This window comes from Pseudoclavibacter sp. RFBJ3, assembly GCF_002931375.1.
Classification (GTDB): domain Bacteria; phylum Actinomycetota; class Actinomycetes; order Actinomycetales; family Microbacteriaceae; genus Pseudoclavibacter.
Map to the genome: position 1 here is coordinate 246,257 of NZ_PSXZ01000005.1, position 20,563 is coordinate 266,819.

The window sequence follows — 20,563 nt, forward strand, 5'->3', positions numbered from 1 at the left end:
GGCCTCGGTCGCACGGCCAGATGCGCGTCGTTACCATTGAGCTATGGCACAGGCGAAGCGGGCGAGCACCCCCAAGAGGGCGATTCCCGTCCTCACCCACCGGGAGGTGCGGCCTGCTGGCATCGTGCTGGTGAGCGGCCCGGAGGACTACTTCGCCGAGACCGCGATCACACGGCTCCGCGATGTGCTCCGTGCAGAGTCACCTGACCTCGAGATCACGGAGATCGAAGCCTCCGGCTACGCAGGCGGGCACCTCACGACCCTCGTCAGCCCATCGCTGTTCTTCGAACCGCGCCTGGTCATCATCCGAGGCGTGCAGCAGTGCACGGACGCACTCATCGCCGACGTTGTCGCCTACACGAAGATGCCCGTCGAAGGCGCGACGCTCGTGCTCCGGCACGGCGGGGGAGTGCGCGGGAAGAAGCTCCTGGATGCCGTGCGGGGCGCGAAGGATGTCGCCGTCGAGATCGACTGCCAGAAGCCCAAGCCGAGCGAGCTCGTGGACGTCGTCGTGGCCGAGGTGCGCAACGCTGGCCGACGCATCGAGCCGCAGGCTGCCTCGCTGCTTGTAGCCGCATTCAACACCGACCTCGCTGAGCTCATCGGCGCTGCTCGCCAGCTGCTGACCGTCACGAGTGACACCATCACCGACGAGCACGTCGACAAGTACTTCGGCGGCCGCGTCGAGACGACCGGGTTCAAGATCGCGGACGCCGCACTCGCTGGGCGAGTCCGCGACGCGCTGGCGCTGGTGCGCCACGGCTTCTCGACCGGACTGCACCCGGTGCCCATCGTCTCGGCCGTCGCCTCGAAGCTGCGCATCATGGCGAAGGTGCAGGGACTCAGCGGCTCGGACGCGCAGATCGCCAGCCGCGCAGGCGCGTCGCCGTGGCAGGTCGGCCAGGCTCGCCGCGAACTCCGCGACTGGGACGACGCATCCCTCGGACGCGCGATCACGCTGGTCGCTGAGACCGACCACGCCGTCAAGGGGGCGGGGAGAGACCCGCAGTTCGCCGTCGAGCGGATGCTGCGCTGCATCGCCCTGCGCGACGTCTGACCGCAGCCGCGCACCCGGGCCACCTTCCGTGATGGAACGGCGCTCGCGGGGCACCAGCGTCGCTTGGAGCGCTTCTGATCACGCAAGTTGGTCAGGTGGTGGCCGGGATGCTCCGTCGCCTGAAGGCGGGCCGCCGATGCACTGACGCTAGAGCTTGGCCGCGACCCGCAGCACCGTGCCCCAGGTGCGCACCGTGGCCGGCCCGCTCGACGTGTCCGAGCTCTTCGGGCGGCCGAGGCGCTGCAGCACCGGGCTCTCGATCTGCCCGTTTGGGCAGGACACGTACAGCTCGCGTCCGCGCGCGACCCACCGATCATCCTTGAGGTCGACGCCCTCGAGCAGCGCCTCGACACGTTCCAGCGGCGGCTCGGCGCAGAACACGACGACGAAGCGGCTCGGGTGGGGATCGAACTGGCGGAACGGATCGTGTTCGACGACCGCCCGCCACTCGTCGGCGTCGCGGACGAGTGTGGGCACGTCGAGGTCGAAGGCGGCCGCGATCTCGGTGCGGAGCCGCGTCTCGAGCTCGGTGTTCGTGACCGCTGCCGGAGCGTCGAGCAGCACGTTGCCGGTCTGCAGGACCGTCGCGATGCTGGTGTGCCCGGCGGCCTCGAGGGCTTGCTTGAGCTCGGCCATCGGTAGCTTTCGATGCTGGCCGAGGTTGATGCTCTGCAGGAGCGCGATACGACGAATCGACCCCCGCACCTCGGAAGATGATGCGGGGGTCGATGTCGGCATGACAGGAGGCTTAGAGCGCTGCGACCGTCTTGGCGATGGCCGACTTGCGGTTCGCTGCCTGGTTCTTGTGGATGACGCCCTTGGAGACGGCCTTGTCGAGCTTCTTGGCAGCGAAGGTGAGCGCGAGCTCAGCCTGCTCCTTGTTGCCCTCGGAGACAGCCGAGCGAACGCGACGGATAGCCGTGCGGAGTTCGCTCTTGTAGGCGCGGTTGCGCTCGGTCGCCTTGCGGTTGGTGCCGATGCGCTTGATCTGCGACTTGATATTTGCCACGTTGCTTCTTTCTTACAGGAAGGTGTACTGGAACGGTGCCGCACGGAAGAGGGCCGTGCCGCCAATCCGCGCCGAGTGGGCGACGCGTAAGCCAAACAGAAACTCTACCAGGCTTCAGGCGACGTCGGTACCTGAATCGGCGATGGTGATCTCGAGCTCGGCTGGAGCATTCGTTTTCGTGCCGAACACGACGGTCCCCGTGGCGACCTTGTCGATGAAGAACCGGTCGTGGCTGACGACGATGACGGCGCCGGGGAAGTGCACGAGCGCGCGCTCCATGACCTGCGTGCTCGGCAGGTCGAGGTGGTTCGTCGGCTCGTCGAGCACCAGCACGGATGCGCCCGACAGCAGGCACTGCGCCATCGCGACTCGCGCCCGCTGGCCACCCGAGAGGGTGCCGATGCGGGACTTCAGCTCGGCCTCGCTGAAGCGGAACATGCTGAGGAACCGGGCGACGGACTTCTTCGTCGCCCGCAGCGCGATGCTGTCCGGCATGGCGTTCACCGAGTGCGACACGGTGTCGGACTCGTCGAGCTCCGCGAGCACCTGGTTGTACGAGACGACCTTCACGCCGTTCGGCCAGTCGACCCGGCCGACGTCGCCGGGCTCCTCGCCCGTGAGGACGCGCAGGAGCGTCGACTTGCCGCTGCCGTTGGGCCCGATGACGGCGATGCGGTCGCCGCGGTGCACCTCGAAGGTCACGTCGTCGAAGAGGGTCCGGTCGCCGTAGCTCTTGCCGAGGCCCGAGACGCGGGCGAGCACATCCTTGACGTGCAGCGAGCCGTAGATCTCGGTCACGATCTCGTCGACGGGCCGCGGCGCTCGCTTCTTCTTGATGCTCGAGAGGCGCTTGCCGAGTCCCTTGCCGCCAGCCTTCGCTGCTTCGCGGCGGTCGGAGATGCCCTCCGCCTCGAAGGCGAGCAGCTCGGCCTCGTGGACGAACTGCGCCTGCAGGGTCTTGAGCCGGAACTGCTTCTGGATGACGTACTCGCCGAAGTCGCCCGGGTATTCGTGCAGGTGCAGGTTCTCGACCTCGAGGATGCGCGTGACCACCGCGTCCAGGAACGTGCGGTCGTGCGACACGACGATCGCGGCGCCGCGGAACGAGCGGAACCAGGTCTCGAGCCACTCGACGCCTGCGACGTCGAGGAAGTTGGTGGGCTCGTCGAGGAGCAGCACGTCGGGCTGCTCGAGCAGGAGCTTGGCGAGCGCCGCGCGGTTGCGCCAGCCGCCGGAGAGCTTCTCGATGGGGCTCGTGCGGTGTGCCTCGTTGAAGCCGAGCTTCGTGAGGGCGGTGTCGATGTGGCGCTTGTAGTCCCAGCCGTCCGCGCGGTCCATCTCCTCGAAGAGCTCGGATTGGCGCAGGATGAGGCGGTCGAGCGTGTCGGCGTCTGGCTCGGCGGCGATGGCGGCGTCGATCTCGGCGAGCTCCGCCTCCATGTCGTGGACGTGCGAGAACAGGGTCTCCAGCGTCTCGAGGATCGTCGACGAGCCGTCCAGCTCGGAGAACTGCGAGAAGTAGCCGATGCGCACGCCGTCATCGATCGAGACGGTGCCCGTGTCGGGCGAGACCTGCTCGAGGATGAGCTTCAGCAGCGTCGACTTCCCTGAGCCGTTCTGCCCGATGAGCCCGACTCGATCCCCCCGGTCGAGGGTGAGGAAGATCTCCTTGAGCACGGGGGAGGGGCCGAAGCCGACCTCGACGTCGTTGAGGCGGATGAGACTCATGCGGTGGTGCCTTCCTGGGCCGTTCTCTGGCGGTGCGCACGCGGGCTGCGCGCTGAAGCGCCGGGCGATGAGCGCTGGGTGCGCGGCTCATGGGAGAATAGGCGACACCATGTCACCACGCGCCTCCACTCCGCTCGAGCCGGCTCAGACCGACCCCGCCCGGATCCGCAATTTCTGCATCATCGCCCACATCGACCACGGCAAGTCCACCCTGGCCGACAGGATGCTGCAGCTCACGGGCTCCGTCGACGACCGCGCCATGCGTGCACAGTACCTCGACCGCATGGACATCGAGCGGGAGCGCGGCATCACGATCAAGAGCCAGGCGGTCCGCATGCCGTGGGCCGTCGAGGGCGACACGTTCGCGCTCAACATGATCGACACGCCCGGCCATGTCGACTTCTCCTACGAGGTCTCGCGCTCGCTCGCAGCCTGCGAGGGAGCGATCCTGCTGGTGGATGCGGCGCAGGGCATCGAGGCCCAGACGCTCGCGAACCTGTACCTGGCGATGGAGAACGACCTCGAGATCATCCCGGTCCTGAACAAGATCGACCTGCCTGCCGCCGACCCCGATCGCTTCGCGGCGGAGATCGCGAACCTCATCGGCGGCGACCCCGACGACGTGCTGCGCGTGAGCGGCAAGACCGGCATGGGAGTCGAGGAGCTGCTCGACCGTGTCGTCGAGCGCATCCCAGCGCCGGTCGGTGTGGCGGATGCCCCCGCTCGCGCGATGATCTTCGACTCGGTCTACGACGCCTACCGCGGCGTCGTCACGTACGTTCGCGTCGTCGACGGCGAGCTCAAGGCGCGCGACAAGATCAAGATGATGTCGACCGGTTCCACGCACGAGATGCTCGAGATCGGCGTCTCGTCGCCGGAGCCCACCGTGGCCAAGGGCCTCGGCGTCGGCGAGGTCGGCTACCTCATCACGGGCGTGAAGGACGTGCGTCTCTCGAAGGTGGGCGACACCGTGACGGGCAGCACGCGTCCATCCGACGACCCGCTTCCCGGCTACACGGAGCCGAAGCCGATGGTCTTCTCCGGCCTGTACCCGATCGACGCGGGCGACTACCCCGAGCTCCGCGAAGCGCTGGACAAGCTCAAGCTCTCGGATGCGGCGCTCAACTACGAGCCCGAGACATCGGTGGCGCTCGGCTTCGGGTTCCGCGTCGGCTTCCTCGGCCTGCTCCACCTGGAGATCGTCACCGAGCGCCTCATGCGCGAGTTCGACCTCGACCTCATCACGACCGCGCCCTCGGTCGTCTACGAGGTCAAGACGGAGGACAAGCAGCTCCACACCGTCACGAACCCGAGCGAGTACCCAGAGGGCAAGATCCTTGAGGTCCGCGAGCCGATGATGCGCGCCGCGATCCTCGCTCCGAAGGACTACGTCGGCAAGATCATGGAGCTGTGCGAGGGCAAGCGCGGGACGCTCATCAGCATGGACTACCTCAGCGAGGAGCGCGTCGAGCTGCGCTACTCCATGCCGCTCGGCGAGATCGTCTTCGACTTCTTCGACCAGCTCAAGAGCCGGACGCAGGGGTACGCGTCCCTCGACTACGAGCCCATGGGAGACCAGGTCGCCGACCTCGTGAAGGTCGACATCCTGCTGCAGGGCGAGCGCGTCGACGCGTTCAGCGCCGTCATCCACAAGGACAAGGCGTACGCCTATGGCCTGCTGATGACCGAGCGCCTCCGGAAGCTCATCCCGCGCCAGCAGTTCGAGGTCCCCATCCAGGCCGCCATCGGCGCCCGCATCATCGCGCGCGAGACGATCCGCGCCATCCGCAAGGACGTGCTCGCGAAGTGCTACGGCGGCGACATTTCCCGCAAGCGCAAGCTCCTGGAGAAGCAGAAGGCCGGCAAGAAGCGCATGAAGATGGTCGGACGCGTGGAAGTGCCGCAGGAAGCCTTCATCGCGGCGCTGAGCGGCGATGTAGAGAAGAAGAAATAGCAAGCTCGACACCAAGACCCAGTCTTTACCTAGTGGAAGTAGCCTGAGAGACGTGATGGAACAGGACAACCCTTTCGGCCAGGTGCTCGTTGCACTCGTGACTCCGATGACGCACGACGGCGAAGTCGATTGGGCGGGAGTCGAGAAGCACATCGACGACGTCATCTCGGCCGGCGCTGACGGCATCGTCGTCACCGGCACGACCGGTGAGACGTCGACGCTCACGGACGCCGAGAAGCTCAAGCTCGTCGTCGTGGGCAAGGAGGTCTCGGCCGGGCGCGCGAAGATCATCACGGGTGGACCGTCGAACGAGACGGCACACGCCATCCAGCTCGCGAAGCAGTCGGCGGATGCCGGCGCCGACGGCGTCATGGCCGTCACGCCGTACTACAACAAGCCGACGCAGGCTGGGGTGCTCACGCACTTCCGCATGATCGCGGACGCGACCGACCTGCCGCTCATCCTCTACGACATCCCGGGCCGCACGGGCATCCCGATCACCTACGAGACGATCCTGCGCCTCGCCAAGCACCCGAACATCATCGCGGTGAAGGACGCGAAGGGCGACCTCGCGCAGGTGTCCCGCGTGCTCAACCAGACCGAGCTGCTCTACTTCTCGGGAGACGACGCCAACACGCTCCCGCTGCTCTCGATCGGCGCGACGGGCCTCATCGGCGTGACCGCGAACATCGCGTCGCAGCCGTACCGCATGATGGTCGACGCCGTCAACGCGGGCGACCTGCGCACCGCGACGGACGCGCACCAGCGGCTCGAGCCGCTCGTGCGGGCCACCATGACCCACGTTCCGGGCACCGTGGCGACCAAGTACATCCTGCACGGCCTCGGCCGCATCCAGTCCCCCCGCGTCCGGTTGCCGCTCGTCGGCCCGGAGGAGTGGGAAGCCGCCCTCATCGAGGACGAGCTCGACCTGGTTCGCGACGTCGAAGGCGCGAGCTTCACGAACTTCCGGCCTGACCGCAACGCGGCCGCGGGTGGTGCGCTCCCGCGCATCCCAGGCACAACCCGCTGATTCGACCCTCACCTCACCAGCGGCAACGCTGACTTCCTGAAGGCTCATATGACAAAGACCGAACACCTTCCCAAGCTCGCACCAGGCTCGATGCGGATCATCCCGCTCGGCGGACTGGGCGAGGTCGGCCGCAACATGGCGACGTTCGAGATCGACGGCAAGATCCTCATCGTCGACTGCGGCGTGCTCTTCCCAGAAGAGACGCAGCCCGGCGTCGACCTGATCCTGCCCGACTTCGACTCGATCCGCGCTCGTCTGGACGACGTCGTGGGCATCGTGCTGACCCACGGCCACGAGGACCACATCGGAGCGGTGCCGTACATCCTCCGACTCAAGCCGGACATCCCCCTGATCGGCTCCACGCTGACGCTCGCCCTCGTCGAGGCGAAGCTCAAGGAGCACCGCATCAAGCCGTACACGCTCACGGTCGCCGAAGGGCAGATCGAGGAGATGGGGCCCTTCACGCTCGAGTTCGTGGCCGTCAACCACTCCATCCCGGATGCGCTCGCCGTGCACATCACGACGGACGCCGGCACGGTGCTCCACACGGGCGACTTCAAGATGGACCAGCTGCCGCTCGACGGTCGCCTCACGGACCTCCGCGCCTTCGCTCGCCTCGGCGAGGAGGGCATCGACCTCTTCATGGCCGACTCCACCAACGCCGAGGTCCCCGGCTTCACGCCGACCGAGCGCAACATCGGCCCGGTCATCGAGGACGTCATCTCGCGGACCAAGGGCAAGGTCGTCGTCGCGAGCTTCTCGAGCCACGTGCACCGCGTGCAGCAGGTCATCGACGCCGCCGCGGCCAACGGTCGTCGCGTCGCGCTCATGGGCCGCTCCATGGTGCGCAACATGGGCATCGCGTCCGAGCTCGGCTACCTCAACGTGCCGCAGGGCGTGCTCATCGACCACAAGAAGGCGCTCAATCTGCCCGACGACCAGATCGTCTTCATGTCGACGGGGTCGCAGGGCGAGCCAATGGCCGTCCTCAGCCGCATCGCGTCCAAGACGCACGCCATCGAGGTGGGGGAGGACGACACCGTCATCCTCGCCTCCAGCCTCATCCCGGGCAACGAGAACTCGGTGTTCCGCGTCATCAACGCGCTCATCAAGCTCGGCGCGAACGTGGTGCACAAGGCGAACGCGAACGTGCACGTGTCCGGTCACGCCGCGGCAGGCGAGCTGCTCTACTGCTACAACATCCTGCAGCCGCGTCAGGTCATGCCCGTGCACGGCGAGATCCGACACCTCGTCGCCAACGCCGAGATCGCGAAGAAGTCCGGCATCGCGGACGAGAACGTGCTCGTCGTCGAGAACGGCGCCGTCATCGACATGCGGGACGGCATCGCGCGCCAGGTCGCGCAGCTCGACATCGGCTTCATCTACGTCGACGGATCCACGGTCGGCACCATCACCGACGCCGATCTCAAGGACCGCCGCATCCTCGCTGAAGAGGGGTTCATCTCCATCTTCACCGTCGTCGAGGCGGCCACCGGCAACATCCTCGTCGGCCCGGAGATCCACGCACGCGGGTTCGCGCCGGACGAGGCCGTCTTCGACGACATCATCCCGGGCATCCAGAAGGCGCTCAAGGAAGCCGTCGAGGCGGGCAACTCGAACTCCTACCAGCTCTCGCAGGTCGTGCGACGCACGATCGGCCGCTGGGTCAACACGAAGCACCGCCGTCACCCGATGATCATCCCGGTGGTCATCGAGGCCTGACCTCAGGCCCCGAGAGCCGCCGATCTCGGCGGCTCTCGGGGCGTCATCCTCGATCCTGTCGGTGGCCGCAGGTACCTTGGGCACCATGGCCACAACTCCGTCCAACACCAAGCGAACCCCCGCGCCCAAGAAGCGGGCGAGCGCGGCAGCCGCGAAGGCGCCGGCGGAGACCGAGAAGCCGGGCATCGCGACCCGCGCCTGGATGGCCGCCGCGAACGTCGCCGGCCAGACCGCTCGGGCACTCGGGCCCGAGACGCTCGAGAAAGACCAGCGGCGCGACGGATTCCCGTTCCTGCTCCTCCTGCTCGCCGTCATCGGCGGCGTGGTCGTCTGGTTCTTCCCCGGGAACGGGGTCGCCACGGCCTTGAACGACTACACGTTCGGCGGGTTCTTCGGCCGCGTCTCCTACGCGTTGCCCGTCGTGCTCGCGTTCTTCGCGCTCTGGCTCTTCCGGCACCCCTCCTCCGTGAGCGACAACGGGCGCATCGGCGTCGGCCTCTTCCTCGGCATCGTCTCGAGCTCCGCGATCTGCCACGTGCTCGCGGACAGCCCCGACCCCGTCAACGGCATGCCAGCGCTCGCCCTGGGCGGTGGAGTCCTCGGCTGGCTCCTCGGCGGCACTCTCGGTGTTGTCATCACCCCCATCGGTGCGGCCATCGTCGCGGGTCTCCTCATCCTGCTCTCCGTCTTCATCATCACGAAGACCCCTCCGCACAAGGTCGTCGTCAGGCTTCGCGAGCTGTGGGCCTGGATGTTCGGCATCGACGAGGAGTCCGCAGCCCACGCCCGCTCGGCGAAGGCCGGCAAGCCGGCGTCCGGCGACGACGAGAGCCTGCTCGGCGGAGAAGACCGCGGACGCTCGTCGGAGTCGGACCGCCTCCCGTGGTGGCGACGCAACGACTCCGGCCGCGAAGAGGACGTCGACTACGAGGAGCAGCCGTACGACACTGCCGTCGCCGACACGAAGAAGCACGAGCACCACCGCATCGACCCGGAGGCGACGACGACCGTCCTGCGCGGTCTCACCTCCGAGGACCCGGACAACGCCGTCACCGGACCGCAGCCGACCGCGGTCCTCTCCGGAGTGCGGATGGACGACGCCACCGATGTCATCGACGTCGCCGAGCCCACGCTCTTCTCGGCCACAGGGATCCAGGACGACTCGACGCCGACCGATCCGGACGAGTTCGCCGACCTCTTCGGGCCGCCCGCAGCCGCGGCGCCGGCCACACCGGCGTCGACAGCCGCGACGGCAGAGTCTTCGGCTACGGCGGAAGACGGGGCCGAGCAGTGGGATTCCCGCGACGCTGGCGCCCCGGGCCAGGCGTACAGCCTCCCGGTGCAGTCGATGCTCTCGCGCGGTGCGCCAGCACTCGCGCGCACCGAGGCAAACGACCTCATCGTCGAGGCGCTCAACTCGACGTTCGCGCAGTTCAAGGTCGACGCGAAGGTCACCGGCTTCTCGCGCGGCCCGACCGTCACGCGCTACGAGGTCGAGGTGGCCCCCGGCGTCAAGGTCGAGCGCGTCACCCAGCTCTCCAACAACATCGCCTACGCGGTCAAGAGCAATCAGGTGCGCATCCTCTCGCCGATTCCCGGGAAGAGCGCCATCGGCGTGGAGATCCCGAACTCCGACCGCGAGGTCGTCTCGCTCGGAGACGTCCTGCAGTCCCCGGAGTCGATCGCAGCGCGCCACCCCATGACGATCGGCGTCGGCAAGGACGTCGAGGGCGGCTTCGTGCTCGCGAACCTCGCCAAGATGCCGCACCTCCTCGTGGCGGGTGCCACGGGGGCCGGAAAGTCGAGCTTCGTCAACTCCATGATCGTGTCGCTGCTCATGCGCGCGACCCCGGCCGAAGTGCGAATGGTCCTCGTCGACCCGAAGCGCGTCGAGCTCACGCCGTACAGTGGCGTCCCGCACCTCATCACCCCCATCATCACGAACCCCAAGAAGGCGGCGGAAGCGCTGCAGTGGGTCGTGAAGGAGATGGAGATGCGCTACGACGATCTCGAGAGCTTCGGCTACCGCCACGTCGACGACTTCAACGCGGCCATCCGCTCGGGCGGCATCGTCCTCCCTGAGGGTTCGAAGCGGAAGCTCAAGCCGTACCCCTACCTGCTTGTCGTGGTCGACGAGCTCGCCGAGCTCATGATGGTCGCCCCGCGCGATGTCGAGGACTCGATCGTCCGCATCACCCAGCTCGCGCGTGCCGCCGGAATCCACCTCGTACTCGCGACGCAGCGCCCCAGCGTCGATGTCGTCACCGGTCTCATCAAGGCCAACGTGCCGAGCCGCCTCGCGTTCGCGGTGACCAGCTCCACCGACTCGCGCGTCATCCTCGACCAGGTCGGCGCCGAGTCGCTCATCGGCCAGGGCGACGCCCTCTTCCTCCCATCGGGAGCCAACAAGGCTGCCCGCGTGCAGGGTGCCTGGGTCAACGACAAAGAGATCATGGAGATCGTGGCGCACGTCAAGCGCCAGGCGCAGCCCGAATATCGAGCCGACGTCGCGCAGGTCGTGGAGAAGAAGGAGATCGATGCCGACATCGGCGACGATCTCGAGCTCCTGCTCGCGGCAGCCGAGCTGGTCGTGAACTCGCAGTTCGGCTCGACCTCTATGCTGCAGCGCAAGCTGCGCGTCGGATTCGCGAAGGCCGGCAGACTCATGGACCTCATGGAATCCCGAGAGATCGTCGGTCCCTCCGAGGGGTCCAAGGCGCGAGACGTCCTCGTCACCGCCGAGGAACTCCCCGGCGTGCTCGCGCGCATCCGCGGCCAGGACCCGGCGGCAGGTGCTCCGGCATCCAATGCGGCGTCGATGGCCGAGCAGGATGGCATGGCCGCGTCGTTCGACGCCGTCGCGGCCCAATACGATGGGCTGGAAGAAGTCGAAGCCGAAAGCGGCGACGACGACGCCTGGAGTCTGACAGGGCGCGACTAGCGAGAGGCACAACGATGACCGGCCGAATACTCCGCGGGGGCGATGGACCGGTGAGCAACTGGTGCGTGCCGAACCTCATCACCATCGCGCGCATCCTGCTCGTGCCGGTCTTCGTCTGGTTCCTCCTCCTCGACGAATCGAGCGACGGCCCTTGGCGCTGGGCGGCCGCGGTGCTCTTCATCGTCGCGATCGCCACCGACAGCCTCGACGGGCACATCGCGCGCAGCAGGAACCTCATCACGGACCTCGGCAAGCTGCTCGACCCCATCGCAGACAAGGCGCTCACCGGCACGGCACTCGTCATGATGTCGGTACTCGGAGAGCTGCCGTGGTGGGTGACGATCATCATCCTCGTCCGCGAGCTCGGCATCACCTTCTGGCGTCTCGCCGTCGCCAAGAAGCGCGTGCTCCCGGCCGGACGCGGCGGGAAGCTCAAGACCCTGGTCCAGGCCATCGCCATCTCGCTCGCCCTGCTCCCGCTCTGGGTCGTGTTCGGGGATTGGGTGCACTGGGTCAACGGGATCCTCATGTCCGCGGCGTTCATCCTCACGGTGTGGTCTGGTCTCGACTACCTGTGGGAGGCCTACCGGCCACAGAAGAAGAAGGCGCCCGAACTGCGGGCCGATGATGGGAGCACCCTGCGATGACCGGCGGAATCACACCAGCACTCCCACAGACGGTCGAGTTGGGGCGTGTCCTCCTCGAGGCCGGCCTCAGCATCGGCGTCGCGGAGTCCCTGACCGGCGGGGCGCTTGTCGCCGAACTCGTGAAGATCCCTGGGATCTCGGCGTCGCTGGCGGGCGGAATCGTCGCCTATCGCACAGAGCTCAAGCACTCGCTGCTTGGAGTCGACGAGGACCTGCTCGCGGAGCGGGGCTCGGTCGATCCTGACGTCGCTGCGGCGATGGCGCTCGGCGCTCGGACGGCGCTCGCAGCGGGTCGCGCCGATCGCCTCGACATCGGGCTGTCGACGACGGGGGTCGCCGGTCCGCAGGCGCAGGCCGGGCGAGCGCCCGGCATCGTCTTCGTGGGCATCTCCTCGCTCTTCGGCGATCGGGTGATCGACCTGGACTTCTCCTCGCTCGTTCGACTCGACGACCCCGAGGGCAGTCGGCAGCGCGTGCGTGGGGCAACGGTCGAGGCGGCTGTTCACAACGTGCTCGAAATGCTCGTGGAACACTGACGAGGTATCGTGGTCGGAGCCACACGAAGGTTGAGTCGGATCGCCTCAACATTCGGCTTTCTTTCAGGAATACCATCGGGGTTTGCTTGGTTGTTCTCAGCGTGACGAAGTCTCCACGAAGTCTCGTAAGTTACAGTTCTTGGCACACGGCAGTAAGGAGGACCCCGCTATGGTCCTAGCGCGTCAAGAGATCGGTGAAGTCCTGCGCGATGTGCGCCTGCGCAGGGGGCACACGCTCCGGCAGGTCGCGGGTCGCGCCTCGGTTGCACTCGGGTACCTGAGTGAGGTCGAGCGCGGGCAGAAGGAAGCCTCGAGCGAGATCCTCGCTTCGGTGGCCGAAGCCCTCGAGACCCCCCTCTCAACCATCTACCGCGAAGTGGGCGACCGTCTGGCCGTTCATGAGCGCTTTGAGACGAGCATCCCGGACACGGTTCCGGACGACCTCCTGCTCGGCATGCGCAAGCCGCTCGTCACTCGTTAGCGCGACGGCTTCGAAGGTACGTCCAACGGCGTCGCAGCATCTGCTGCGGCGCCGTCGGCGTACGCTTGGGGGATGCGCAAGAGCGAGTTCGACAGGGCCGTGGTCGATGAGTTCGGCGAGGCCTACGGGCGCTCGCTGATGAGAGACCTCGTGTTGGGGGCTCTCGGTGATCGCACCGCGAAGCAGGCCCTCGACGATGGCGTCGAGCCGCGTGCGATCTGGCTCGCGCTCTGCATCGACACCGGTGTTCCCGAGGGTAGGCGCCACGGAGTCGGCACGATAGATCCCGACCGTCGAGGCTGATCTCCGGCCCGCGCGACTCCGTGTCGGATCCGACACGCCTGCGGAATGTTCGAAGTCGTGTTCTAAGCGCGTAGGGTGTTCCTGTCGGACTCCTCGGAGACTTGTCCACAGTTGCAGGGTCTCGATCACCGAATGTCGGTGGTCGCCTCTACCGTGAAACTCGAGTAGCCAAGGAACCCGATCCGCCTTGTCGTCAGCGCTCTCCATCAGCGCGCGACAGCCGAGAGGCGACCGCCACATCCCGAGAGGATCACCACCATGCCAAACCCAGCAGACCGCGAAAAGGCGCTTGACGCCGCACTCGCTCAGATCGACCGCCAGTTCGGCAAGGGGTCGGTCATGCGCCTCGGAAGCGACGAGCGCGCACCCGTTGAGACCATCCCGACCGGCTCCGTCGCGCTCGACGTCGCCCTCGGCATCGGCGGACTCCCTCGCGGACGTATCGTCGAGATCTACGGTCCCGAGTCCTCGGGTAAGACGACCCTCACGCTGCACGCCATCGCGAACGCCCAGCGAGCGGGAGGTATCGCGGCGTTCATCGACGCCGAGCACGCCCTCGACCCCGAGTACGCGAAGAAGCTCGGTGTCGACATCGACGCCCTCCTCGTCGCTCAGCCAGACACCGGAGAGCAGGCGCTCGAGATCACCGACATGCTGATCCGCTCGGGCTCGGTCGACCTGGTCGTCATCGACTCCGTCGCAGCACTCGTGCCGAAGGCCGAGATCGAGGGCGAGATGGGCGACAGCCACGTCGGCCTGCAGGCACGCCTCATGTCCCAGGCGCTCCGCAAGCTGACGGGTGGTCTCAGCCAGACCAAGACCACAGCCATCTTCATCAACCAGCTGCGCGAGAAGATCGGTGTCTTCTTCGGCAGCCCCGAGACGACCGCTGGTGGCAAGGCGCTGAAGTTCTACGCCTCCGTCCGCCTCGATATCCGTCGTATCGAGACCCTCAAGGACGGCACGGAAGCCGTCGGAAACCGCACGCGAGTCAAGGTCGTCAAGAACAAGATGGCGCCGCCCTTCAAGCAGGCAGAGTTCGACATCCTCTACGGCGTCGGAATCTCTCGCGAGGGCTCGCTCATCGACTTCGGTGTCGAGCACGGCCTGGTGCGCAAGTCCGGCGCTTGGTACACCTACGAGGGTGACCAGCTCGGCCAGGGCAAGGAGAACGCCCGCAACTTCCTCATCCAGCACCCCGAGATCGCTGAGGAGATCGAACGCAAGATCCTGGCGAAGCTCGGCGTCGGGCAGTCTGCCGAGGCTCCTGCCGAGGCAGTCGAGGCACCACTGGCGCCCGTCGCCGACGCGAAGGTCGCTCAGCGGCGCGGCGCATGACCGACGACCTCGCTCCGGTGACGCCCCTCTTCGGGGCGTCACCGGAGGGGCGCAAACGCGGCCCCGCTGCCGCTGAAGCTCCGGCTGAAACACGCCCCTCGACGCCTGAGGCCCCGGCGTCGGGCGTTCACACCGCAGCGGAGAGCGCTCCAAGACTCGTTTCCATCCCTGGCGGGCAAGGCGATACACAGGCTTTCACGGCCGTCGTGCCCGCTGGGATGGACTCGGAAGCTCGAGAGCGGCTCACCGCGGAGGCGCAGGAGACGCTCGTGCGGGCCCTTGCTCGCAGCGACCGGTCCACGGAGGAGGCGCGACGCCTCCTCCGGGCTTGGCGTGGTGAAGATCCCAAGGGTGCGCATGCTCCGGAGGACGGCACCGAGGAAGCCGCCGAGTTCGAAGAGTCCCTTCGCCTCGACGACGACGAGATCGAACAGGTCATCGAACGGTGCACGGAACTCGGCTACCTCGACGACCTGCGGCTCGCCGAGCTGCTTGTTCACAAGGCGCGAGACAAGAAGCACTCCGGCATCCAGGGAGTCGAGCGCGCGCTCCGAGAGCGCTTCATCTCGGCTGAGGCCATGACGGAGGCCCTCGCCGAAGTCGACCGTGACGACGAGCTCGAACGGGCTCGCGACCTCGCCGCCGACCGGCTTCGACGTGTCAAGGGCCTGGAGCCCGACGTCGCGATCCGGCGCATCGCCGGTTTCCTGTCACGACGCGGCTATTCCGCTGGTGTTGCCTTCAACGCGGCACGCGAAGTCGTGCAGGGCGGACCGAGGTCAGGCAGGTCTTCGAGCGGTTCAGCCGGCGTGTTCTTCGGCGCCACGCCCGTCGAGTAGCGCCAGCGCCACTCGCTGGCCCTCGGCGTCGCGCGTCACCTCGAGGCGGACAAGCGCCTCCTCGAGGGCTCGGCGAGCGGCAGCCGGGGCGCCTGCACGGTCATGGGCCTCCGCGAGCACGAATCCGACTCGGCCAGCGGCGCGCAGATCACGTTCCGCTTCGAGCGCAGAGATCGCCGCCATAGCCTGAGCCGTCGCCCCTGCCGGGTCTCCGTCACGCAACGAGGCGCGCGCTCGCCGCACCAGAACGATCGCAGCCTCCTGCTCATGCTCGGCAACCGGCGCAAGATGCACTGCAGCGATCTGCAGGCCAGCATCGAACCCGGCGAAAACCGCGGCACCCGACGGAAACGAGACGGACGACAGGGCCAGGAGCACCTCACTTCGACCAGCGAACGCCACAGCAACCGCCGCTTCCGAGCTCGCGGCTGCGGCGGGGGCCACAACCTCGTCGACCCAGCGATCCCACGCGAAATCACTCTGCCGGTACTGGTCGCGCAGCCCCGCGTCGCACACGATCAGCAGACCGTGACGGGGCTCGACCACCGGTACCTCGCCCTGCAGCTCGCCAGGCAGCGAATGCCAGTACGCCTCCTCGCGGGGCGCATCGCGCCAGCGCTCGGGCTCGTCGTTCGTCGAGACCGTGAGCGCTTCCACTCGCGAGGCCCCAGACGCATCCGACACCACCGTCGTCGTCGCAGCCAGCGGGCCGCCGCTCGTCCGGAGGACCAGGCCGTCGACACCGTTCTCACCGCCAGCGGGACCTACGTACAGAGCCCCGCTCGGGGCCGAGATCGCAGCGACCCGCGCACCATGAGCCTCCACTGGGCCGGCATCGGTCTGCAGCAGACCTCGCTGAAGAGCAAGAGAAGTTGCTGGCGTGACGCCGTCATCTGAGGTCATGGCTCGCATCCCGTCAGCGTAGCGGTGGGAATGGCCAGGCGTGAAGCGAACGTAGAATTGACGGATCATGAGCGAGACAGCCACACCCATCGCATCATCCCCGGCAGCACTCAAGCCGGACGGTACTCCGCGGAGCTACGAGGTGCGCACTCTGGGCTGCCAGATGAACGTGCACGACTCCGAGCGCATGTCCGGATCCCTTCGTGCGGCAGGCTACGTCGAAGCCGACGGAGCCGACCCGGACATCGTCGTCATCAACACCTGTGCGGTTCGAGAGAACGCCGACAACCGGCTCTACGGCAACCTCGGCCAGCTCGCCGCGATCAAGCGCGAGCACGAGGGCATGCAGATCGCCGTCGGCGGATGCCTCGCGCAGAAGGACCGCGGGACGATCCTCGAGAAGGCCCCATGGGTCGACGTCGTGTTCGGCACGCACAACATGGGTGCGCTCCCGAGTCTGCTCGAGCGAGCCCGACACAACGAGGAAGCACAGCTCGAGATCCTCGAGTCCCTCGACGTGTTCCCCTCCACACTTCCGACGAAGCGTGACTCGACCTACTCGGGGTGGGTCTCGATCTCCGTCGGCTGCAACAACACCTGCACGTTCTGCATCGTCCCATCTCTGCGGGGCAAGGAGAAGGACCGCAGGCCAGGCGATGTCCTGAACGAGATCCAGGCGCTCGTCGACGATGGCGCCATCGAAGTCACCCTCCTCGGGCAGAACGTCAACTCGTACGGAGTCGAGTTCGGCGACCGGCAGGCGTTCAGCAAGCTCCTGCGTGCCGCTGGCAGCATCGATGGGCTCGAGCGGGTGCGCTTCACCAGCCCGCACCCGGCGGCCTTCACGCAGGACGTCATCGACGCCATGGCCGAGACACCCAACGTGATGCCCCAGCTGCACATGCCGCTGCAATCGGGCTCCGACCGCATCTTGAAGGCCATGAGGCGCTCCTATCGCAGCGCCAAGTTCCTCGGCATCCTCGACAGCGTCCGCGAGCAGATGCCTCACGCCGCGATAACGACGGACATCATCGTCGGCTTCCCCGGCGAGACCGAGGAAGACTTCGCAGAGACGATGCGTGTCGTCGAGGCGTCCAGATTCGCGAGCGCATTCACCTTCCAGTACTCCATCCGGCCAGGAACACCGGCCGCGACGATGCCCGACCAGGTGCCGAAGGCAGTCGTGCAGGAGCGCTACGAGCGACTCATGAAGCTGCAGGACCGCATCAGCCGGGAAGAGAACGAGAAGTTGATCGGCAGCGTCCAGCGCATCCTGGTCAGCGCAGCAGAAGGCAAGAAGGACGACGAGACACACCGCATGTCGGGACGCTCGGAGGACAACCGGCTTGTGCACTTCTCGCTCCCAGACGGCGCAGAACGTCCACGACCCGGTGATGTCGTCACCGCTGAGATCACGGGAGCGGCATCGTTCCACCTCGTCGCAGATGCCACATCGAGCCGCCTCGACGTCCGTCGCACGAGAGCGGGGGACGCCTGGGACCGCTCGCTTGCCGAGAGCTGCGCAGTCCCCGCGCCGGCCGGGGCACCTGCTCGCGTCTCGCTCGGACTCCCGACGATCCGGCGCGGCTGAGCGTGTTCATCGCCATCGGGGGAGCAACCGGCACGGGGAAGTCGCAGCTGTCGCTGGACATCGCCGCCCGCCTGCGCGCCTCCGGGCGCGGAGCTCAGGTCATCAACGCCGACGCCATGCAGCTCTATCGGGGCATGGATGTCGGAACCGCCAAGCTCGCCCCCGAAGACCGTGAGGGGGTGCCGCATCATCTGCTCGACGTGCTCGATGTCACGGAAGACGCGAGTGTCGCCTGGTATCAAGAGCGGGCTCGAGGGCTGATCGAGGAGATCGAGGCCGAGGGAGATGTGCCCATCCTCGTTGGGGGCTCTGGGCTCTACATCGCGGCCGTCTGCTTCGATCTGCGCTTTCCAGGGACCGACCCCGCCGTGCGAGCCGAGCTCGAGGCGGAGCTGCAGCTCGAGGGTCCCGGTCCGCTCTTCGCGCGGCTCCGTGCACTCGACCCCCAGGCCGCGGCCACCATCGACGCGCGCAACGGACGGCGCCTCGTACGGGCGCTCGAGGTGATCGAGGTCACGGGGGAGCCGTTCAGCGCTCAGCTGCCTGACCAGGAAGCCAGATGGCGGGACGTGACGTTCGCCGTCGTCGAAGAGCACCGGGAGGTGCTCACCCCCAGGCTCGGCGCCCGCGTCGAGCGCATGTGGGAGTCGGGGCTGCTGGAGGAGACGCAGGCGCTTGCCGAGGCCGGGCTGGAGCAGGGCGGCACCGCCAAGCGCGCGATCGGGTACCAGCAGGCACTCGCGGAGCTTCGGGGCGAGATGAGCCGCGCCGAGGCGATCGCGGAGGCGCAGCTCTTGACCCGGAAGTACGCCAGGCGCCAGGTCTCCTGGTTCCGACGCTACGAGAGCGCGGTCCGCGCCCAGAGCGGGGAGGGGTTCGCGGCGCAGCGCATCCTCCAGGCCGCCGGACTCTGACCGGGAGACCACGCACGGCGCACACGGGGATCGAGAGTTCCGTAGCATTGGCCCCATGACACAACTCGCGTTCACCAAGGCGCAGGCCACCGGCAACGACTTCGTCCTCGTCTCTGACCCGGACGGGGAGCTGGACCTCGGGCCTCAGCGCGTGGCGCGGCTGTGCGATCGCAATTTCGGTGTCGGCGCAGACGGTCTCATCCGAGCGGTTCGCTCGCAGAACCTCGCTGAAGGGCGCGAGCTGCAGGCAGCCCACCCCCTGGCCGAATGGTTCATGGACTACCGCAACGGCGACGGATCGATCGCGGAGATGTGCGGCAACGGGGTGCGCGCGTTCGCGCGCTTCCTCACGGAAACAGGGCTGGTGACCCTTGAGGCGGGTGAGCGGCTGGAGATCGGCACGCGTGCCGGTCTGCGGGTCGTCGAGCGAGACGGCACGGGCTTCAAGGTCGACATGGGGCCGTGGCGCCTCGAAGGTGGCGAGCCGCTCGTCACCGTCCCGCACATCGGCGTCTCACGCCCGGGGCTCGGGATCGACGTCGGAAACCCTCACGTCGTCGTCGCGCTCTCGAGCGAGGAAGAGCTCGAGCGGCTCGAGCTCTTCCATGCACCGCTCATCGATCCAGCCCCTGAGCTGGGAGCCAACGTCGAGTTCGTCGTCCCGCACGACCAGCTGGTGCAGGACGGCGTCGGGCACATCCGGATGCGCGTGCACGAGCGGGGCGTCGGCGAGACTCTCTCCTGCGGCACCGGGGCCGTCGCGTCAGCACTGGCGGTTCGCTACTGGGCGGGCGCTGGCGCGCCGGATGCCTGGTCGGTCGGTGTGCCGGGTGGCGTGCTGCAGGTGACGGTCGGAGCTGTCGACGGCGTCGAGCATGTCTTCCTGGCGGGGCCGGCCGAGATCGCCTTCACTGGCAGTATCGAGGACGAGCTCGCTAGCGAACTCGCCTCACCCGCAGCACTCTGAAGCCCGCGTCCGTCGAGTGCCGCTCGACGGACAGCTCTGGTCCGAACTGCGCCGCGATCCAGGACTGCAGTGAGTCGCCGCCGAGCTTCTTGGCGACGACGAGCCAGGCTTCTCCCTCGGCGCTGAGGCGCGGCAGCCACGCGGAGAGCAGCTCGTGCAGGGCCTCTTTGCCGATTCGGATGGGCGGGTTCGACCAGATGAGGTCGAAGGTCGTGTCCTCGGGGACATCCTCGGGGCGCGTCGGCGTGATGTTGTCGAGTCCGAGGGCCTGCGCGTTCTCACCGGTGAGCAGCAGCGCCCGTTCGTTGACGTCGACGGCCCGCACGTCCAGTTCGGGCGACTCGAGTGCGAGTGCGAGCGCGATCGGTCCCCAGCCGCACCCGAGGTCCAGCGCGGTTCCGGTCGAGGGCGGCGGGGGTGCTGCGTGCAGGAGCGCCTGGGTGCCGCGGTCCACGTGCTCAGGGCTGAAGGTACCGCCTGCCGTGATGACGGTCACCGTTCGGCCCCGGAGGTTGGCGACGACGCGTCGCCGCTCGAGAGGCCCGTCCGGGGTTGCTGAGAAGTAATGCTGAGCGGTCACCCCTAGACGCTAGCACCGGCGTA

Annotated in this window: 19 protein-coding genes; 14 read left to right on the forward strand and 5 right to left on the reverse strand. The window is 67.5% G+C overall.

Annotation, left to right across the window (positions count from 1 at the left end; all coding sequences use genetic code 11):
- Nucleotides 1–43: 43 nt before the first annotated feature.
- Entirely contained in the window at nt 44–1,057 is a 1,014-nt protein-coding gene (gene holA, locus C5E07_RS07280; protein WP_104298950.1) for a DNA polymerase III subunit delta, read from the forward strand.
- Between the two features lie 147 nt (nt 1,058–1,204).
- Here holA and C5E07_RS07285 read toward each other — a convergent pair whose 3' ends face one another.
- The 3 genes from C5E07_RS07285 to C5E07_RS07295 form a co-directional block, all read right to left on the reverse strand.
- Nucleotides 1,205–1,795, reverse strand: a complete 591-nt coding sequence (locus C5E07_RS07285; protein ID WP_104298951.1) for a DUF1697 domain-containing protein — start codon at nt 1,793–1,795, stop codon at nt 1,205–1,207.
- A 10-nt stretch (nt 1,796–1,805) separates the two neighbouring features.
- Nucleotides 1,806–2,066, reverse strand: coding sequence for a 30S ribosomal protein S20 (gene rpsT, locus C5E07_RS07290; RefSeq protein ID WP_068493103.1), 261 nt, complete (start codon nt 2,064–2,066; stop codon nt 1,806–1,808).
- Between the two features lie 114 nt (nt 2,067–2,180).
- Complete coding sequence (locus C5E07_RS07295) at nt 2,181–3,794, reverse strand: ABC-F family ATP-binding cassette domain-containing protein (RefSeq protein WP_104298952.1); 1,614 nt, start codon at nt 3,792–3,794, stop codon at nt 2,181–2,183.
- 109 nt (nt 3,795–3,903) lie between these two features.
- On the opposite strand from C5E07_RS07295, the gene lepA reads away from it, so the two are divergent.
- From lepA to C5E07_RS07345, 10 genes are all read left to right on the forward strand, one after another.
- Nucleotides 3,904–5,748 (forward strand): translation elongation factor 4, encoded by a 1,845-nt coding sequence (gene lepA, locus C5E07_RS07300; protein WP_104298953.1) that lies wholly within the window; start codon nt 3,904–3,906, stop codon nt 5,746–5,748.
- A gap of 55 nt (nt 5,749–5,803) precedes the next feature.
- The gene (gene dapA / locus C5E07_RS07305; protein ID WP_104240862.1) at nt 5,804–6,778 is read left to right on the forward strand and encodes a 4-hydroxy-tetrahydrodipicolinate synthase; all 975 of its coding nucleotides are present in this window, start codon (nt 5,804–5,806) and stop codon (nt 6,776–6,778) included.
- A gap of 48 nt (nt 6,779–6,826) precedes the next feature.
- Nucleotides 6,827–8,500: a ribonuclease J gene (locus C5E07_RS07310; protein ID WP_104240863.1), complete on the forward strand. Its 1,674-nt coding sequence runs from the start codon at nt 6,827–6,829 to the stop codon at nt 8,498–8,500.
- Between the two features lie 85 nt (nt 8,501–8,585).
- A complete protein-coding gene (locus C5E07_RS07315; protein WP_104298954.1) occupies nt 8,586–11,441 on the forward strand; it encodes a DNA translocase FtsK in 2,856 nt (951 codons plus the stop codon).
- Nucleotides 11,442–11,455: 14 nt separating this feature from the next.
- Nucleotides 11,456–12,088 carry a CDP-diacylglycerol--glycerol-3-phosphate 3-phosphatidyltransferase gene (gene pgsA, locus C5E07_RS07320; RefSeq protein WP_104298955.1) on the forward strand — a complete coding sequence of 211 codons (633 nt, stop codon included), beginning with the start codon at nt 11,456–11,458 and terminating at the stop codon, nt 12,086–12,088.
- Nucleotides 12,085–12,624 (forward strand): CinA family protein, encoded by a 540-nt coding sequence (locus C5E07_RS07325; RefSeq protein ID WP_104298956.1) that lies wholly within the window; start codon nt 12,085–12,087, stop codon nt 12,622–12,624. Before pgsA ends, C5E07_RS07325 begins: the two co-directional genes overlap by 4 nt.
- A 169-nt stretch (nt 12,625–12,793) precedes the next feature.
- A complete protein-coding gene (locus tag C5E07_RS07330; protein ID WP_104298957.1) occupies nt 12,794–13,105 on the forward strand; it encodes a helix-turn-helix domain-containing protein in 312 nt (103 codons plus the stop codon).
- Between the two features lie 72 nt (nt 13,106–13,177).
- Nucleotides 13,178–13,408, forward strand: coding sequence for a DUF3046 domain-containing protein (locus C5E07_RS07335; protein ID WP_104240868.1), 231 nt, complete (start codon nt 13,178–13,180; stop codon nt 13,406–13,408).
- A 258-nt stretch (nt 13,409–13,666) separates the two neighbouring features.
- On the forward strand, nt 13,667–14,746 hold the full coding sequence (gene recA / locus C5E07_RS07340) for a recombinase RecA (RefSeq protein ID WP_104240869.1): 1,080 nt from the start codon (nt 13,667–13,669) through the stop codon (nt 14,744–14,746).
- 206 nt (nt 14,747–14,952) lie between these two features.
- On the forward strand, nt 14,953–15,585 hold the full coding sequence (locus tag C5E07_RS07345) for a regulatory protein RecX (protein ID WP_181057868.1): 633 nt from the start codon (nt 14,953–14,955) through the stop codon (nt 15,583–15,585).
- Here C5E07_RS07345 and C5E07_RS07350 read toward each other — a convergent pair.
- Nucleotides 15,547–16,488: a hypothetical protein gene (locus C5E07_RS07350; protein WP_146080541.1), complete on the reverse strand. Its 942-nt coding sequence runs from the start codon at nt 16,486–16,488 to the stop codon at nt 15,547–15,549. The genes C5E07_RS07345 and C5E07_RS07350 overlap by 39 nt on opposite strands.
- 67 nt (nt 16,489–16,555) lie before the next feature.
- Here C5E07_RS07350 and miaB point away from each other — a divergent pair, with 67 nt between their 5' ends.
- The 3 genes from miaB to dapF are packed head-to-tail and all read left to right on the forward strand — an operon-like array spanning nt 16,556 to nt 19,960.
- Complete coding sequence (gene miaB, locus C5E07_RS07355) at nt 16,556–18,079, forward strand: tRNA (N6-isopentenyl adenosine(37)-C2)-methylthiotransferase MiaB (RefSeq protein ID WP_104298960.1); 1,524 nt, start codon at nt 16,556–16,558, stop codon at nt 18,077–18,079.
- Nucleotides 18,080–18,081: 2 nt separating this feature from the next.
- Nucleotides 18,082–18,993, forward strand: a complete 912-nt coding sequence (gene miaA, locus C5E07_RS07360) for a tRNA (adenosine(37)-N6)-dimethylallyltransferase MiaA (RefSeq protein ID WP_258063801.1) — start codon at nt 18,082–18,084, stop codon at nt 18,991–18,993.
- A 55-nt stretch (nt 18,994–19,048) separates the two neighbouring features.
- Entirely contained in the window at nt 19,049–19,960 is a 912-nt protein-coding gene (dapF, locus tag C5E07_RS07365; protein ID WP_104298962.1) for a diaminopimelate epimerase, read from the forward strand.
- Here the strand turns inward: dapF and C5E07_RS07370 are convergent.
- The gene (locus C5E07_RS07370) at nt 19,929–20,540 is read right to left on the reverse strand and encodes a class I SAM-dependent methyltransferase (RefSeq protein WP_104240875.1); all 612 of its coding nucleotides are present in this window, start codon (nt 20,538–20,540) and stop codon (nt 19,929–19,931) included. The genes dapF and C5E07_RS07370 overlap by 32 nt on opposite strands.
- Nucleotides 20,541–20,563: the final 23 nt, after the last annotated feature.

Coding starts and splice junctions, on each gene's coding strand:
- holA (WP_104298950.1), top strand. CDS start 44: ATGGCACAGGCGAAGCGGGCGAGCACCCCCAAGAGGGCGATTCCCGTC.
- C5E07_RS07285 (WP_104298951.1), bottom strand. CDS start 1,795: ATGCCGACATCGACCCCCGCATCATCTTCCGAGGTGCGGGGGTCGATT.
- C5E07_RS07295 (WP_104298952.1), bottom strand. CDS start 3,794: ATGAGTCTCATCCGCCTCAACGACGTCGAGGTCGGCTTCGGCCCCTCC.
- lepA (WP_104298953.1), top strand. CDS start 3,904: ATGTCACCACGCGCCTCCACTCCGCTCGAGCCGGCTCAGACCGACCCC.
- dapA (WP_104240862.1), top strand. CDS start 5,804: ATGGAACAGGACAACCCTTTCGGCCAGGTGCTCGTTGCACTCGTGACT.
- C5E07_RS07310 (WP_104240863.1), top strand. CDS start 6,827: ATGACAAAGACCGAACACCTTCCCAAGCTCGCACCAGGCTCGATGCGG.
- C5E07_RS07315 (WP_104298954.1), top strand. CDS start 8,586: ATGGCCACAACTCCGTCCAACACCAAGCGAACCCCCGCGCCCAAGAAG.
- pgsA (WP_104298955.1), top strand. CDS start 11,456: ATGACCGGCCGAATACTCCGCGGGGGCGATGGACCGGTGAGCAACTGG.
- C5E07_RS07325 (WP_104298956.1), top strand. CDS start 12,085: ATGACCGGCGGAATCACACCAGCACTCCCACAGACGGTCGAGTTGGGG.
- C5E07_RS07330 (WP_104298957.1), top strand. CDS start 12,794: ATGGTCCTAGCGCGTCAAGAGATCGGTGAAGTCCTGCGCGATGTGCGC.
- C5E07_RS07335 (WP_104240868.1), top strand. CDS start 13,178: ATGCGCAAGAGCGAGTTCGACAGGGCCGTGGTCGATGAGTTCGGCGAG.
- recA (WP_104240869.1), top strand. CDS start 13,667: ATGCCAAACCCAGCAGACCGCGAAAAGGCGCTTGACGCCGCACTCGCT.
- C5E07_RS07350 (WP_146080541.1), bottom strand. CDS start 16,488: ATGACCTCAGATGACGGCGTCACGCCAGCAACTTCTCTTGCTCTTCAG.
- miaB (WP_104298960.1), top strand. CDS start 16,556: ATGAGCGAGACAGCCACACCCATCGCATCATCCCCGGCAGCACTCAAG.
- dapF (WP_104298962.1), top strand. CDS start 19,049: ATGACACAACTCGCGTTCACCAAGGCGCAGGCCACCGGCAACGACTTC.